Origin of the sequence: Pseudomonas abietaniphila (genome assembly GCF_039697315.1) — a bacterium.
In the GTDB taxonomy this organism is placed as follows: Bacteria; Pseudomonadota; Gammaproteobacteria; order Pseudomonadales; family Pseudomonadaceae; genus Aquipseudomonas; species Aquipseudomonas abietaniphila_B.
This window is the reverse complement of record NZ_CP155619.1, coordinates 3,451,547-3,466,505: the sequence shown is the minus strand read 5'-3', so window position 1 is coordinate 3,466,505 and position 14,959 is coordinate 3,451,547. Positions and strand designations below refer to the sequence as shown.

Below are 14,959 nucleotides of genomic sequence, written 5' to 3'. Positions count from 1 at the left end.
CGTACGGCCGAAGCGGCCAACCTGCCCAATAACTGTCACCCAATAAAAAAGGGCCGATAAATCGGCCCGAATGTCGTGGTTGAAATCGGTGTATCAGCGATTGGGCTGCGGCGTCAGGCGCAAGTAAGGCGTGACGGCTTTATAGCCTTTAGGAAAGCGTTCCTTGATCTCGGCTTCGTCTTTGATCGACGGCACGATCACGACGTCTTCACCGTCCTTCCAGTTCGCAGGCGTCGCGACTTTGTAGTTGTCGGTCAGTTGCAACGAATCGATCACCCGCAGGATCTCGTGGAAGTTGCGCCCCGTGCTGGCGGGATAGGTAATGGTCAGGCGCACTTTCTTGTTCGGGTCGATCACGAACAGCGAGCGCACGGTCAGCGTTTCGCTGGCGTTGGGATGAATCAGGTCATACAGCTCGGACACCTTGCGATCCGCGTCCGCCAGGATGGGGAAATTGACGACCGTGTTCTGCGTAGCATTGATGTCTTCGATCCACTTGGTGTGCGAGTCGACCGGATCCACCGACAGCGCGATGGCTTTCACATTGCGTTTTTCAAACTCGTCCTTGAGCTTCGCGGTGAAGCCCAACTCAGTGGTGCAGACTGGCGTGAAATCGGCAGGGTGAGAGAACAGCACCGCCCATTTGTTGCCCAGCCACTCGTGAAATTTGATCCGCCCTTCACTGGAGTCCTGCTCGAAGTCAGGGGCGATGTCGCCGAGTTTTATGCCCATACAGTCGTGCTCCTTTGGTTTGAGTTATCGGCCTACTGTGCATGTCGACGCTCAAAAACTGAAGGAACGAATGGTCATGATCGTCATGGTTTCAGGCATAAAAAAACCCCGCCGAAGCGGGGTTCTTTTTAGCTCAACAGCTCAACACACTTACTTGAATGCGTAGGTGTAGTTGAAGATCAGACGAGTCTGGTCAGCATCGGAGATGCGGGTGTTCTGAGCCGCAGTACCGTGGTTGTCGAAGTTGGAGCGGTAGTTGGCACGACGCAGAGTAGCGCCGAAGCCTTTCAAAGGACCGTCCTGGAACACGTAGTCGATACGCATGTCACGTTCCCACTCAGAGCTGTCGCCAACCGACGCGCCGCTGGTAGGTTTGATGTTGGTACCTTTCAGGTACGCGATCGCCGCTTTCAGACCTGGAATGCCCACGCGCGCGAAGTCGTACGAGTACTGACCGAAGTTGGTGGTTTCGCCGGCACGGGCAAACTGAGCAATCATCGAGTCAGTGAACAGGTAGAAGCTCGAGCCGCCCTGACCGTCGCTGTGAGTCGCGGAAGTGCCGTCTTTGGTCACGCTGCCTTGGTTCAGCCAGACCATACCGCCGTCGTCGCCCACGTCCTGGTGACCGACCATGAGCGAGTGACCGCCCAACTGGTAGGTGAACATGGCCGACCAGGTTTTGTTGTCAACTTCGCCAACGTTCTTGGCATAGCCGCCGTTGTTGTTGAAACGGTAGCCCGCAGCGGCCTGACCATTCTTGCCGTCGGAGCTGCTGTCGAAGTAGCGCAGGTCAGTCTTGAAGGACTGGTCGTCAGCAATCGGGAATACGTGTACCAGACCCAGGAAGGTCTGCTTGTAGAAGTCTTCCAGTTGCGAATGGTAAGCCTGCAACGTCAGGTCTTTGGTCACTTTCCAGTCCGCACCGGCGAACATGAAGTTGTTGGAATCCTGAGTTGCACCGTTTACCGACAGACCCGAGTAGTTGCTCGAAGCACGTGCGGCTTGATGTTCCAGCTTACCGGCGTTGATGGTCAGGTTATCGATTTCTTTAATCTGGATAGTGCCGCCAGTGAAGCTCTGTGGCAGCAGACGACCATCGTTTGCAACGAGAATTGGCAGGTTAGGCTGCAGAGCCGTACCTACTTTCAGCTCAGTTTTGGAAACTTTCGCTTTGACGTTGGCACCGGTACGGTTCCAGCTATCAACGGAGGAGCCGTCAGTGTCAGTCGGGAAGAACGAGTTGGACGTGGTTGCTGTGTGGTGATCAATGCCACCGCCCAGATGGATACCCAACATGCTCTGCACGTCCAGACCGAAGCCCACGGTGCCTGGGGTGTAGCCCGAAACAAAGTTGAACAGCAGACCTTCGGCAGTTTCGCGCTGATCTTGCGCACGAACGCCTTCACGCAGGTCGTTTTCGAAATACATGGTACGGGAACTGATGGTTGCCTTACTGTCTTCCAGGAAACCAGCTGCACCAGCCTGAGTGGCCATTACACCTGCATACACGGCCAAGGCCAGGGTGGACTTCTTCATTGTGTTTCGCTCCTCTTGAATCTAATTTTTGTAGTTCCTTGGTTCTGAGACCGAAGGCTCAAGACCGCGGATGCGCGATTAGCGCTGGCCCGACTCGATGAGTCAATGGCCACAAGACTAATTGACTAGACCGCGTTTACAGCTGGCTGCAAGGTAAGGGAAATCCTTTAAACCTAAAAAGACTTTGTAGACCTGCTTTTATGCCAAGCAGTTATATGTCACAAGCCGTTTCAGCCGTCCGTTGCGGAGTGTATCGGCGTCTTTACCTAATTCCCAAAAAATATTTCGACTCCGTTCGTCAGATCGATCCGTTTTGCCACATCGTACGACTGGAACTTGACCGCCGAGTCACGGTCATCGTGCGAAACAACATGAGAACAAGAGCTCTAACTCATTGAAACTACTGAAATTACAAACGGCGTAGACGCGATTGTTACTGTTGTCACCCTGCACGCCGTCAGTTTTTTACCGAGATGGCGAACAGACTCATCAGTTAACTGGCAAAGCTGGCTGCATCGACTGTGTGGGCAAAGACTCTGCTGAGCCCCAGCGTCGCTGCTGCTGGCTTTGACGAACAGAAGCAGGGCGAAACACAGACAGCTCGTGCGAGCGGACAGATCCTATTTACAGATTGTGACAATTCGATGAACGGTCATGGGTCTCCGGCCGTTTTTTCCGTTAACGCCCTCTCGCAGACCCATTCAAGAAAGAAACTTCTCTAAGCTCATACCAAAAAGTTATTTATTTCGCATTTCTTAGATCATTTACGCTTCGCATTATTCAGTCCCCCGGCCTGCCTCGATTCGGAGCGTCAATATGAAACGACTCAACCCTCTTCGCTTGTTGGCGGCGTTGTCGCTGGCGGGCTCAGCCTTGATTGCCCAAGCGGCGGATTTTACCGTGGCCTACCAGACCACCGTGGACCCGGCGAAAGTAGCGCAAGCCGACGGCGCATACGAGAAAGCCACGGGCTCGAAGATTGCCTGGCGCAAATTTGAAAACGGCGCGGACGTGATCACTGCGATCGCTTCGGGGGACGTGCAGATCGGGTACCTCGGATCGAGCCCGCTGACCGCCGCAGCCACGCGCAAACTGCCTGTCGAAACCTTTCTGATCGCGACTCAAATCGGGGCCGCTGAAGCACTGGTCGTGCGCAACGGTTCGGGCATCAACGGCCCACAGGATCTGGTCGGCAAGAAAATCGCCGTGCCCTTCGTTTCAACCGGGCACTACAGCCTGTTGGCCGCTCTGAAACACTGGAACATCGATCCGGCCAAAGTGACCATCCTCAACCTCGCGCCGCCGGCCATTGCGGCGGCCTGGAAGCGTGGCGACATCGACGCGACCTACGTATGGGACCCAGCGCTGGGCGTCGCCAAGGAAACCGGGAAGGTGCTGATTACTTCCGGCGAACTGGCCAAAGCGGGCGCACCGACATTCGATGCCTGGATCGTACGCAAGGACTTCGCCGACAAGCACCCCGAGATCGTGAAAGCCTTCGCTAAAACCACCCTCGACGCCTACGCCGACTACCGCAAGGACCCGGCCGGCTGGATTGCCAATAGCAGCAACATCGACAAGCTGGTGAAGCTGTCCGGCGCAAAGGCCACTGACATTCCGGGCCTGCTGGAAGGCAACGTTTACCCGCTGGCGGCTGATCAAGTCACCCAGCTGGGCGCCCCGACCACCGAAGCCATCGGCAAGACCGCAGCGTTCCTCAAGGAACAAGGCAAGGTCGATGCGGTGCTGGCGGATTACACGCCTTACGTCAGCGCCAAGTTCGTTACTCAGTAAGCCACCGCCCAGGCAGGTAGGGCGCCATCTCCTGTGGGAGCGAATTCATTCGCGAAAGCTGTTTCAGACGACACAGAAATGTCGACTGAAAGACTGCATCGCGAGTGAATTCGCTCACACCAGGAGGCCGACCTGCTAATGCAGCACGACCAGTACCTCTATATAGAAGCGGAGTCATTGCCATGGCCTTGTTACAGCTGGAGCGCATCAGCGCACAGTATCCCGGTGCGGCCGAGCCGGTGCTGTCGGACATCTCCCTGAGCCTGGGCCCGCAACAACTGCTGGTCGCCTTGGGTCCGTCTGGCAGCGGCAAGACTTCTCTGCTGAATCTAATCGCGGGTTTCGTCGAACCCAGTGCCGGTCGCATCACCCTTGATCAGGTGCCGGTGAAAGGTCCGAGTGCCGAGCGCGGTGTGGTGTTCCAGGACGACGCCTTGCTGCCCTGGCAAGACGTACTGGCCAACGTTGCCTTCGGGCTTGAGCTTGCAGGCGTGCCTCGAGTGCAACGCGAAGCGAAAGCGCGCGAGATGCTCGCCCTGGTCGATCTGGCCGGGTTCGAGAAGCGCCGTATCTTGCAACTGTCTGGCGGCCAGAAACAGCGGGTTGGCCTGGCCCGCGCGCTTGCCGCCGATCCTCGCGTACTGCTGATGGACGAACCCTTCGGCGCACTGGATGCCTTCACCCGCGAACAGATGCAGGAGCTGCTTCTGCAGGTCTGGCAGCGCAGCGCCAAGCCGGTCTTTCTGATTACCCATGACATCGAGGAGGCCGTATTTCTGGCGACCGACCTCATCCTGCTCGCACCGAATCCAGGACAGATCGTCGAACACCTCACGCTTGATTTCGGTCAGCGCTACAGCGCCGGCGAATCGGCGCGGGCGATCAAATCCGACCCTCGATTCATCGAAACCCGCGAGCACGTCCTGGCCCGCGTATTTTTTCAACGTCAGGAGCAACGAGCATGACTCAACTCCAGTCGCCTCCTGCTGCGCAGGCGTTGATCAAGCCGTCGCCCGCCAACACCGAGGTCAAAAGGTCACGCGGATTGTCTTTGAGCACGCGGGCCATCAGCGTCCTGACACTCGCCGTACTGCTCGCCGCCTGGTGGCTGGTCACGGCATTCGAATGGGTTGAGCCGTTGTTCCTGCCGCCTCCCTCGGCCGTGCTGGAAAAAGCCTGGCTGCTGATGACCAAAGGCTACATGGAGTCGACCCTCTGGCAGCACCTGGGCGCGAGCCTGCAACGCATCGGACTTGCGCTGTTTTTCGCCGTACTGACAGCGATCCCCGTCGGCATTGCCATCGGCCATAACCGGATTGCTCGCGGCATCTTCGACCCGCTGATCGAGTTCTACCGCCCTATTCCACCGCTCGCTTACCTGCCGCTGATCGTCATCTGGTGCGGCATCGGCGAGTTCTCCAAGGTGCTGCTGATTTATCTGGCCATCTTCGCGCCCATCGCGATTGCGACCGCCACCGGTGTGCGGACAGTCGACAGCGCGAAGCTCAGGGCGGCGCAGTCGTTGGGCGCCAGTCGCTGGCAGTTGATCCGTCACGTCATCCTGCCCAGCGCACTGCCCGAGATTCTCACAGGCGTTCGTATCGGCCTGGGCGTGGGCTGGTCGACGCTGGTCGCAGCTGAATTGATCGCCGCCACCAGCGGCCTGGGGTTCATGGTGCAGTCCGCCGCGCAGTTCCTGGTCACCGATGTGGTGGTGCTGGGAATTCTGGTCATCGCGCTGATCGCGTTTGCCCTGGAAATGGGACTGCGGGCCCTGCAACGCAAGCTGGTGCCCTGGCACGGACAGAACCACTGATTGCTGTTTCATCGACACACACTGACTACGCCGACACCTCGGCGCCGGATATGAGAACGACCATGAGCCTCACCCTTACCCCGCTCAGTTCAGCGTTGGGCGCGCACATCAGCGGCGTCGACCTGAGCCGTGACCTGAATGCAGAACAACGCGATGCCATCGAACAGGCGTTGCTCAAGCACCAGGTCCTGTTCTTCCGCGATCAGCCGGTAACGCCTCAACAGCAAGCGCGCTTCGCCGCGCACTTCGGCGATCTGCACATCCACCCTATTTACCCTAACGTGCCCGAGCAGCCGGAAGTGCTGATCCTCGACACGGCAGTGACCGATGTTCGCGACAACGCGATCTGGCACACCGACGTGACCTTCCTGCCCACTCCGGCGCTCGGCGCGGTATTGAGTGCCAAGCTGCTACCGGCTTATGGCGGGGACACGTTATGGGCCAGCGGGATTGCGGCGTTCGAAGCTCTGTCCGGACCGATGCAGGCACTGCTCGACGGGCTGACGGCCACCCACGACTTCACTCGCTCTTTCCCGCTGGAGCGCTTCGGCAACACCGCCGAGGACCTGGCGCGCTGGGAAGAAACCCGCCGCAGAAACCCGCCTTTGTCCCATCCGGTGATCCGCACACACCCGGTCAGCGGGCGCAAAGCGCTGTTCGTGAACGAGGGTTTCACCACCCGGATCAATGAACTTGAGCCCGCAGAAAGCGAGGCGATTCTGAAAATGCTGTTCGCCCACGCGACGCGACCCGAGTTCACCATCCGCTGGCGTTGGCAGGAAAACGATGTAGCGATGTGGGACAACCGAGTGACCCAGCATTACGCGGTGGACGACTACCGACCGCAACGCCGCGTGATGCACCGCGCGACGATTTTGGGGGATGTGCCTTTTTAATCGGCGATCAATGCCCTCTGTGGGAGTGAGCTTGCTGACGAAAGGGCCAGAACATTCGGTGCTTTTTCATGGGCTGGAACGCAGCATTCGTGAGCATGCTCACTCCCACAGGTTTATCAGCGGGGGACCATCGCAGGCTGACCTGTGCATCACTTTGGTAACCCCTCGCCCGAAAATGCGCGAATAGCGTGCAAAACTGATCAATAAACACCCAAATGTGAACGCTGATCCGAACGCTCGAACCACGCCCATTTGCCTGATGCATCGGGATGCGGGCTTTAAACCGGGCTCTGACGAGATACTTTCATCTTTCCTACAGGCAATTCTCAAAACTGGCACGCAGGCTGCAATAGGTTAAGCATCACCAGTTTTGGGGACCTTGGTACAGGCAGGCCGGGGATTCCCCTCTTTTATTCCTCCCGGAGACTCACCTCGAGTCTCCAGCGCCCGTCCAGCGTTGCGCCGTGCCACTCACCGCGTAACGGACGGGCCGCCAGCAGGTTCAGCAACAATCCCTTATCGCTCTTCTGTACCCTCCAGCGCACATCCCGACCATTGAGCTTGAGTTCGCCTCGTTGCGCCTCGCCTTTGGCGTTGAACAGCAGCGCCACTGCGCCATCGACGATTTCACCGTGCAGTTGCGGCTCGCGGTTGAACCACACCGCCACGCCATTGGGCAGTGCTTCGATTTGCTGCAGTGCGATCGGGTCCGGCGTGGTCAGGCGACCGATCATCAGCCCGACCATGACCCCGAAAATCGCAATGGAACCCAAAAACCGCGGCCATAGCTTCGGCCTCGGGTCCTCTTCGGGGGTAGAATGCATCCCGTCCTTATGTTCGGAGCCGTGCATGTTTCACGTGATCCTTTTTCAACCAGAAATTCCGCCGAATACCGGCAACATCATCAGGCTCTGCGCCAACAGCGGCTGCAGCCTGCATTTGATCGAGCCGCTGGGCTTCGAGCTGGATGACAAGCGCCTGCGTCGTGCCGGTCTCGATTACCACGAGTACGCCACCCTGCATCGCCACGCCGACCTTGCCAGTTGCCTGGAAAGCATCGGTCATCCGCGCCTGTTCGCTTTTACCACAAAGGGCTCTAAGCCTTTCCATGACGTGGCGTTCCAGGAAGGCGATGCGTTTGTGTTCGGCCCCGAAAGCCGTGGCTTGCCGCCCGAGGTGCTGGACCCGCTGTCGAGCGACCAACGTCTGCGCCTGCCGATGCGCGAGGGCTGCCGCAGCCTGAATCTGTCTAATACCGTGGCGGTCGCCGTCTATGAAGGCTGGCGGCAGTTGGGTTTTAAATAACCCTTCCGGCGCGGGATCGCTACACGGATGCCCTGCGGGCCTGATCGCGAGCAAGCTCACTCCTACACCGATCGCATCCACACCTGTAGGAGCGTGGCTTGTCCCGCGATCTGCCGGGCACCGGCAGCAAATGCAGCGCCCACGGTATTTTTGGTTCACCGCACATCACACGGATTTACGACGGGTTCCCCGCCGATCGCGGGACAAGCCACGCTCCTACAGTTTTTAGCGTCCGCCCATACAAAAAAAGCGCCCATCACAGGCGCTTTTTTCATTCAGGCCGCAAGGCTTACTGAACGGTCGGCGTTTCGCCGGATTCCTGCATGCGCTGCAGCTCTTGAGCGTACAGGGCGTCGAAGTTCACCGGAGCCAGCATCAGCGCAGGGAACGAGCCGCGGACAACCAGGCTGTCGATGGTTTCACGGGCATACGGGAACAGGATGTTCGGGCAGAACGCGCCGAGGGTGTGGCTCATCGAAGAGGCGTCCAGGCCCTTGATCAGGAAGATACCGGCTTGCTGGACTTCAGCGATGAAGGCGATTTCTTCGCCGTTCTTCACTTCGACCGACAGGGTCAGCACGACTTCGTAGAAGTCATTTTCCAGCTGCTTCTGACGGGTGTTCAGGTCCAGGCTCACGCTTGGGGTCCACTCCTGACGGAAGATCGCCGGGCTTTTTGGCGCTTCGAAGGACAGGTCACGAACGTAGATGCGTTGCAGGGAGAACTGTGGTGCTTCTTCGTTGGAAGTGGCGCCGTTATTCGTTTGATCGGTCATCTCAGATCCTTCTTACTTTTCAGGTCTTGTACGTAGGGTTCGAATTCAGGCGCTCAACAATGCGTCGAGCTTGCCAGCGCGTTCCAGGGCGAACAGGTCGTCGCAACCTCCGACATGGACCGAGCCGATCCAGATCTGAGGAACCGACGTGCGGCCAGCCTTTTTAGTCATTTCTGCGCGAATCTGTGGCTTGCCATCGACTTTGATCTCCTCGAAGTCGACATTCTTGCTCTCGAGCAGGTACTTGGCCCGCGAGCAGTAAGGGCAATAATCGCTGGAGTAGACGACGACTTCAGCCATTTCACTTCACCAGCGGCAGGTTGTCGCCGCGCCACGACGAAACGCCACCGGACAGCTTGGCGGCGGTGAAACCGGCCTTGAGCAGCTCGCTGGCCACGTGCCCTGCGTGCTGACCGGCGGCGTCGACGATGATCAGGGTCTTGGATTTGTACTTCTCAAGCTCCGAAGTACGGGACATGACCTTGTCCTGCGGGAAGTTCAAGGAGCCGACGATATGACCGGTGGCATAGTCCTTCTTGGGACGTACATCGATGACCACCGCCTCGTCACGGTTGACCAGCGCAGTCAGTTCGCCGGTGCTCAGGCTTTTGCCGCCCTTGTTGAGTTCTGTCGCGATCAGCAGTGCCAGCAGGATGACGAAAGCGCCAGAGATCAAATAGTGATTAGTGGCAAATGCAATCAGGTGATCAACCATCATTAGGTTCCAGGGCGTTAAAATGTCGGCCAGTATACACAGCACCCAAGGTCGGCCAAAGCCCGTACGGCAGTGACGCCGTCTGAACTTGTCCCTAAACTGTCGATCTTTTCTCTACTTCATCTTTTCACAAAGAGTGGGATTCATGACTACCACGCCTAAACCTTTGGTTCTGATCATCCTGGACGGCTTCGGTCACAGCGACAGCCATCACGGCAACGCGGTCTACGAGGCGAAGATGCCGGTCTTCGATCGCCTCTACAAGACCATGCCCAACGGCCTGATCTCTGGATCCGGGATGGACGTCGGCCTGCCGGACGGCCAGATGGGCAACTCCGAAGTCGGCCACATGAACCTGGGTGCCGGGCGCGTCGTTTATCAGGACTTCACCCGCGTGACCAAAGCGATCCGCGACGGTGAGTTCTTCGAAAACCCGACGATCTGCGCAGCCGTGGACAAGGCCGTTGGCGCTGGCAAGGCTGTGCACATCATGGGCCTGCTGTCCGATGGCGGCGTTCACAGCCATGAAGACCACCTGGTGGCGATGGTGGAACTGGCGGTCAAACGCGGCGCCGAGAAGATCTACCTGCATGCTTTCCTGGACGGTCGCGACACGCCGCCACGCAGCGCGCACAAGTACCTCGACACCATGGAGACGGCCTACAAGCGTCTGGGCAAAGGTCGCACTGCAACGATCGTCGGCCGCTACTTCGCCATGGACCGCGATAACCGCTGGGACCGTGTCGAATCCGCCTACAACCTGATTGTCGACGGCACGTCTGAATTCCAGGCTGACACCGCCAAGGCCGCGCTGGACGCTGCTTACGCGCGCGACGAAAACGACGAATTCGTCAAAGCCACGAGCATTGGCGAGAAGGTTGAAGTCCAGGACGGCGACGCCGTCGTGTTCATGAACTTCCGTGCCGACCGCGCCCGTGAACTGACCCGCGTGTTCGTTGAAGACGATTTCAAAGATTTCGCCCGCGCACGTCAGCCAAAACTCGCCGGCTTCGTGATGCTGACCCAGTACGCCGCCACCATCCCTGCACCGGCTGCGTTCACCAAAGAAGGCCTGCACAATGTGCTGGGTGAGTACCTGTCGAATAACGGCAAAACCCAGCTGCGTATCGCTGAAACCGAAAAATACGCGCACGTAACATTCTTCTTCTCCGGCGGCCGTGAAGAGCCGTTCCCGGGCGAAGAGCGCATCCTGATCCCGTCGCCGAAAGTCGCCACCTACGACCTGCAGCCAGAAATGAGCGCGCCGGAAGTCACGGACAAAATCGTGGACGCCATTGAAAATCAGCGTTTCGACGTGATCGTGGTCAACTACGCCAACGGTGACATGGTCGGCCACAGCGGCATCATGGAAGCCGCGATCAAGGCCGTTGAATGCCTCGACGTCTGCGTGGGTCGCATCACCGAGGCCCTGGAAAAAGTCGGCGGCGAAGCGCTGATCACCGCTGACCACGGCAACGTCGAGCAGATGACCGACGACGCCACAGGCCAGGCGCACACGGCGCACACCACTGAGCCCGTGCCTTTCATCTATGTCGGCAAGCGTGACCTGAGCGTGCGTGAGGGCGGCGTGCTGGCAGACGTGGCGCCGACCATGCTGACGCTGCTGGGCATGGACATTCCGAAAGAAATGACCGGCAAATCGATTCTGGTTGCCAAATAAGCCCACATAAACCGGCCTGCCGTTAACCGGCAGGCCGGTTTTTGTATGAAATGTCTGAAAGCGCGGCCCTATGAGCGTTTTTTTTGCAGCCATCGCCGGGCATACTAAGCCCGTCTTCACTCCTGGTATCGCCCAACTCCATGCTCCGCGCCCTGATCGCCCTCGCTTTGATTTGTCTGCTCAATCCGGCCTTTGCCGACGATGAGCGCGCACAAACCCAAAAACAGCTGGATGCCACGCGTCAGGACATTACCGAACTGAAGAAGGCGCTGAGCCAGCTCCAGGAAGAAAAATCCGGCGTTCAGAAAGATCTGCGCTCAACCGAAACCGAAATGGGCAAGCTGGAAAAGCAGGTGGAGGCCCTGCAGAAGGAACTAAAAAAGAGTGAAACCGAGCTTCAACGGCTCGATGGAGAGAAAAAAAAACTCCAAAGCGCACGCGTTGAACAGCAACGCCTGATCGCAATTCAGGCCCGCGCCGCCTATCAGAACGGGCGTCAGGAATACCTCAAACTGCTGCTCAACCAGCAGAACCCCGAGAAATTCGCACGCACCCTCACCTATTACGATTACCTGAGCCAGGCCCGCCTGGAGCAGCTGCGCAGCTTCAACGAAACGCTGCGCCAACTGGCAGAAGTCGAAAAAGACATCGACCTGCAACAAGCCCAGCTGCTGGTGCAGAAGAGCTCACTGGATGACCAGAAAGCGCAGCTCGACACCGTTCGCCAGCAACGTCAGGTCGCCTTGGCCAAGCTGAATCAGGACTACAAGGCTCGGGACCAGAAACTGCAGTCTCGCCAGCAAGATCAGGCAGACCTGACTAAAGTCCTCAAGACCATCGAAGAAACCCTTGCGCGGCAGGCCCGCGAAGCCGAAGAGGCGCGTCAGAAAGCGCTACTGGCTCAGCAGGAAGCCGAGAAACGCCAGCGCGAGCAGGAAGCGCTGGCCAAAAGCCGAGGAAAAGACGACAGCGATGAAGCGCCGCGTCGCCCCACCAAAGCCCCCGGCGCGCTGGTTTCCAGTGCCGGTCAGTCCTACGGCGGACCTTTTGAGCAAGCACGGGGAAAACTTCCTTGGCCTGTTGATGGTCGATTGTTGGCGCGTTTCGGTGAAACCCGTGGCGATGACGAGCGAACCAAGTGGGACGGCGTGATGATCAGTGCTGCCGCAGGCAGTCAGGTACACGCTGTGCATGGTGGTCGTGTGGTCTTCGCCGACTGGTTGCGGGGCGCTGGCCTGCTGGTCATTCTCGACCACGGCAACGGTTATTTGAGTCTGTACGGTCACAACCAGAGTCTGTTGAAGGAAGCTGGGGACGTTGTAAAAGCCGGAGAGGCGATCTCCACCGTGGGCAACAGTGGTGGCGGTCAGGACACTCCGGCGCTGTATTTCGCTATTCGTCAGCAGGGTCGCCCTAGTGATCCGGCCCAATGGTGTCGCACTCAAGGATAAGTCGACACCTCACTCAGGAGTTCGTAAGACATGCTGTTTTCGTCCCGCCTCACCTCGCTGGCCCTGACTATCGCCGTGGTTATCGGCGCGCCTCTTGCGCAGGCTGCCGGTGCCGCTCCCGCTGCGGCGCCTGCTGCTTCCGCGCCTGCCAATGCCGCGAACATCAAGGCGCCGCTGCCGCTCGACGAGCTGCGCACCTTTGCCGAGGTGATGGACCGGATCAAAGCTGCGTATGTCGAGCCGGTCGATGACAAGACCCTGCTGGAAAACGCTATCAAGGGCATGCTCAGCAACCTCGACCCGCACTCCGCCTATCTGGGCCCTGAAGACTTTCAGGAGCTGCAGGAAAGCACCAGCGGCGAGTTCGGTGGTCTGGGCATCGAGGTCGGCGTCGAGGACGGCTTTATAAAGGTCGTGTCGCCGATCGACGACACGCCTGCGTCCAAGGCGGGCATCGAGGCCGGCGACCTGATCGTCAAGATCAACGGCGCGCCGACCCAGGGCCAGACCATGCAGGAAGCCGTCGACAAGATGCGCGGCAAGATCGGCGAGAAGATCACCCTCACGTTGGTGCGCGACGGCGGCAACCCGTTCGACGTGACGCTGGCCCGCGCGACCATTCAGGTCAAGAGCGTGAAGTCGCAGATGCTGGAGCCTGGCTACGGCTATATCCGCATCACCCAGTTCCAGGTCAAGACCGGTGAAGAAGTCGGCAAGGCGCTGGCCAAGCTGCGCAAGGACAACGGCAAGAAGATGAACGGCCTGATCCTCGACCTGCGCAATAACCCTGGCGGCGTGTTGCAGGCAGCGGTCGAAGTGGCTGACCATTTCCTCACCAAAGGCCTGATCGTTTACACCAAGGGCCGCATCGCCAACTCCGAACTGCGCTTCTCGGCAGACCCGGCCGACGCCAGCGAAGGCGCGCCTCTGGTTGTTCTGATCAACGGCGGCAGCGCCTCGGCTTCCGAGATCGTCGCCGGTGCCTTGCAGGATCAGAAACGCGGCATCCTGATGGGCACCGACTCGTTCGGCAAGGGCTCGGTGCAGACCGTTCTGCCGCTGGCCAACGACCGCGCGCTGAAGATCACCACGGCGCTGTACTACACGCCGAATGGTCGTTCGATTCAGGCGCAAGGCATCAACCCGGACATCGAAGTCAAACGTGCCAAGGTCACCACCGAGGCCGACGGCGAGAACTACAAAGAGGCCGACCTGCTCGGCCACCTGGGCAACGGCAACGGCGGCGCGGACAAACCGACCACCAAGTCCAAGGCTGGCAAGGCGCGTCCACAGGACGACGATTACCAGCTGAACCAGGCCCTCAGTCTGCTCAAGGGATTGAGTGTCACACGCGGCAATTGATATGCGCTTCTGGTTGACCGGGCTCGCGAGAGCCCTTGCAGTGATGGCTGTTGTTCTGACGGATGCCGCACACGCGGCATCCGCCGAACCCTCGGAAACCGACGGCAAAACGCCGAAGGCCGCTTACATCAGTCTGATCATCGATGACCTCGGACAAAGTCCCGACAAGGACAGCCGCGCGCTGGCCCTGCCCGGCCCCGTGACACTGGCGATCATGCCCGACACCCCACACGCCACCGACTTCGCGCGCCAGGCCCACAAGGCGGGCAAGACGGTGATGCTGCACATGCCTATGGACCCTGCCACCGGGCCGTACGCCTGGCGTCCCGACCTGCCGCTGACCGAACTCGAATCGCGGCTCAACGCAGCGCTCCTCAAAGTGCCGTATGCGGCGGGGATCAATAATCACGAAGGCAGCCGCATGACCGCCGAGCCGGTGGCGATGAACTGGCTGGTGGGTGAACTGCAGCGGCGTCACCTGTTTCTGGTGGACAGCCGCACCAGTGCCAAGACCGTTGCGGCAGCCGAAGCCCAGAAGATCGGCCTGGCCAGTCTTTCCCGGGATGTGTTTCTCGATGACGAGCGCACCGCCGAGGCCATCAGCGGTCAGCTACAAAGCGCGGTCAGGCTGGCGCACAAGCAGGGTTCGGCGGTGATAATCGGCCATCCGTATCCGGTGACCATGGAGGTGCTGGAACGTGAACTGCCCAAGCTCAAGGCCCAGGGCATCGACTGGATCGAACTGCGCCACATGATCAGCATCCGTGGCAATCAGGCGATGGGTGGGCACGGGAAGAATGGGATTTATCGGTAGATCTACCGGCTCACACAGACCCCTGTAGGAGCAGTCCGAGGTTACGAGGGCCGCGAATGCGGGCTGTCATCCGATAGAAATG

14 protein-coding genes and 1 pseudogene are annotated in these 14,959 nt (G+C 59.1%); 9 read left to right on the top strand and 6 right to left on the bottom strand.

Going from position 1 to position 14,959, the window contains the following annotated elements; translation table 11 throughout:
* Positions 1–93: 93 nt before the first annotated feature.
* A complete protein-coding gene (locus ABDX87_RS15500) occupies positions 94–732 on the bottom strand; it encodes a peroxiredoxin (RefSeq protein ID WP_346828674.1) in 639 nt (212 codons plus the stop codon).
* Between the two features lie 150 nt (positions 733–882).
* Positions 883–2,268, bottom strand: a complete 1,386-nt coding sequence (locus ABDX87_RS15495; RefSeq protein WP_346828673.1) for an OprD family outer membrane porin — start codon at positions 2,266–2,268, stop codon at positions 883–885.
* A gap of 816 nt (positions 2,269–3,084) precedes the next feature.
* Here ABDX87_RS15495 and tauA point away from each other — a divergent pair.
* The 4 genes and pseudogenes from tauA to tauD all read left to right on the top strand — a co-directional run bounded on the left by tauA (position 3,085) and on the right by tauD (position 6,774).
* The gene (tauA, locus tag ABDX87_RS15490; protein ID WP_346828672.1) at positions 3,085–4,062 is read left to right on the top strand and encodes a taurine ABC transporter substrate-binding protein; all 978 of its coding nucleotides are present in this window, start codon (positions 3,085–3,087) and stop codon (positions 4,060–4,062) included.
* Between the two features lie 182 nt (positions 4,063–4,244).
* Positions 4,245–5,027 carry a taurine ABC transporter ATP-binding subunit gene (gene tauB, locus ABDX87_RS15485; RefSeq protein ID WP_346828671.1) on the top strand — a complete coding sequence of 261 codons (783 nt, stop codon included), beginning with the start codon at positions 4,245–4,247 and terminating at the stop codon, positions 5,025–5,027.
* 83 nt (positions 5,028–5,110) lie between these two features.
* Positions 5,111–5,878, top strand: a pseudogene (tauC, locus tag ABDX87_RS15480) (taurine ABC transporter permease TauC); the annotation flags it as partial.
* 62 nt (positions 5,879–5,940) lie between these two features.
* Positions 5,941–6,774, top strand: a complete 834-nt coding sequence (gene tauD, locus ABDX87_RS15475) for a taurine dioxygenase (RefSeq protein ID WP_346828669.1) — start codon at positions 5,941–5,943, stop codon at positions 6,772–6,774.
* Between the two features lie 410 nt (positions 6,775–7,184).
* Here the strand turns inward: tauD and ABDX87_RS15470 are convergent, their stop codons facing one another.
* Positions 7,185–7,625: a hypothetical protein gene (locus tag ABDX87_RS15470; RefSeq protein WP_346828668.1), complete on the bottom strand. Its 441-nt coding sequence runs from the start codon at positions 7,623–7,625 to the stop codon at positions 7,185–7,187.
* Between ABDX87_RS15470 and trmL the strand changes: the two genes are divergently transcribed.
* Positions 7,624–8,079 carry a tRNA (uridine(34)/cytosine(34)/5-carboxymethylaminomethyluridine(34)-2'-O)-methyltransferase TrmL gene (gene trmL / locus ABDX87_RS15465; RefSeq protein ID WP_074758058.1) on the top strand — a complete coding sequence of 152 codons (456 nt, stop codon included), beginning with the start codon at positions 7,624–7,626 and terminating at the stop codon, positions 8,077–8,079. The genes ABDX87_RS15470 and trmL overlap by 2 nt on opposite strands.
* A gap of 289 nt (positions 8,080–8,368) precedes the next feature.
* Here the strand turns inward: trmL and secB are convergent, their stop codons facing one another.
* The 3 genes from secB to ABDX87_RS15450 are packed head-to-tail and all read right to left on the bottom strand — an operon-like array spanning position 8,369 to position 9,569.
* Positions 8,369–8,854, bottom strand: a complete 486-nt coding sequence (gene secB / locus ABDX87_RS15460; protein WP_346828667.1) for a protein-export chaperone SecB — start codon at positions 8,852–8,854, stop codon at positions 8,369–8,371.
* Positions 8,855–8,899: 45 nt separating this feature from the next.
* A complete protein-coding gene (gene grxC / locus ABDX87_RS15455; RefSeq protein WP_062379408.1) occupies positions 8,900–9,154 on the bottom strand; it encodes a glutaredoxin 3 in 255 nt (84 codons plus the stop codon).
* A 1-nt stretch (position 9,155) separates the two neighbouring features.
* Positions 9,156–9,569: a rhodanese-like domain-containing protein gene (locus tag ABDX87_RS15450; protein WP_120127971.1), complete on the bottom strand. Its 414-nt coding sequence runs from the start codon at positions 9,567–9,569 to the stop codon at positions 9,156–9,158.
* 145 nt (positions 9,570–9,714) lie between these two features.
* Between ABDX87_RS15450 and gpmI the strand changes: the two genes are divergently transcribed.
* The 4 genes from gpmI to ABDX87_RS15430 all read left to right on the top strand — a co-directional run bounded on the left by gpmI (position 9,715) and on the right by ABDX87_RS15430 (position 14,877).
* Complete coding sequence (gene gpmI, locus ABDX87_RS15445; RefSeq protein ID WP_346828666.1) at positions 9,715–11,250, top strand: 2,3-bisphosphoglycerate-independent phosphoglycerate mutase; 1,536 nt, start codon at positions 9,715–9,717, stop codon at positions 11,248–11,250.
* Between the two features lie 140 nt (positions 11,251–11,390).
* Entirely contained in the window at positions 11,391–12,701 is a 1,311-nt protein-coding gene (locus ABDX87_RS15440) for a murein hydrolase activator EnvC family protein (protein ID WP_346828665.1), read from the top strand.
* 30 nt (positions 12,702–12,731) lie between these two features.
* Complete coding sequence (locus ABDX87_RS15435; protein WP_074758045.1) at positions 12,732–14,063, top strand: S41 family peptidase; 1,332 nt, start codon at positions 12,732–12,734, stop codon at positions 14,061–14,063.
* A gap of 43 nt (positions 14,064–14,106) precedes the next feature.
* Positions 14,107–14,877, top strand: a complete 771-nt coding sequence (locus tag ABDX87_RS15430; protein ID WP_431061151.1) for a divergent polysaccharide deacetylase family protein — start codon at positions 14,107–14,109, stop codon at positions 14,875–14,877.
* Positions 14,878–14,959 lie beyond the last annotated feature (82 nt).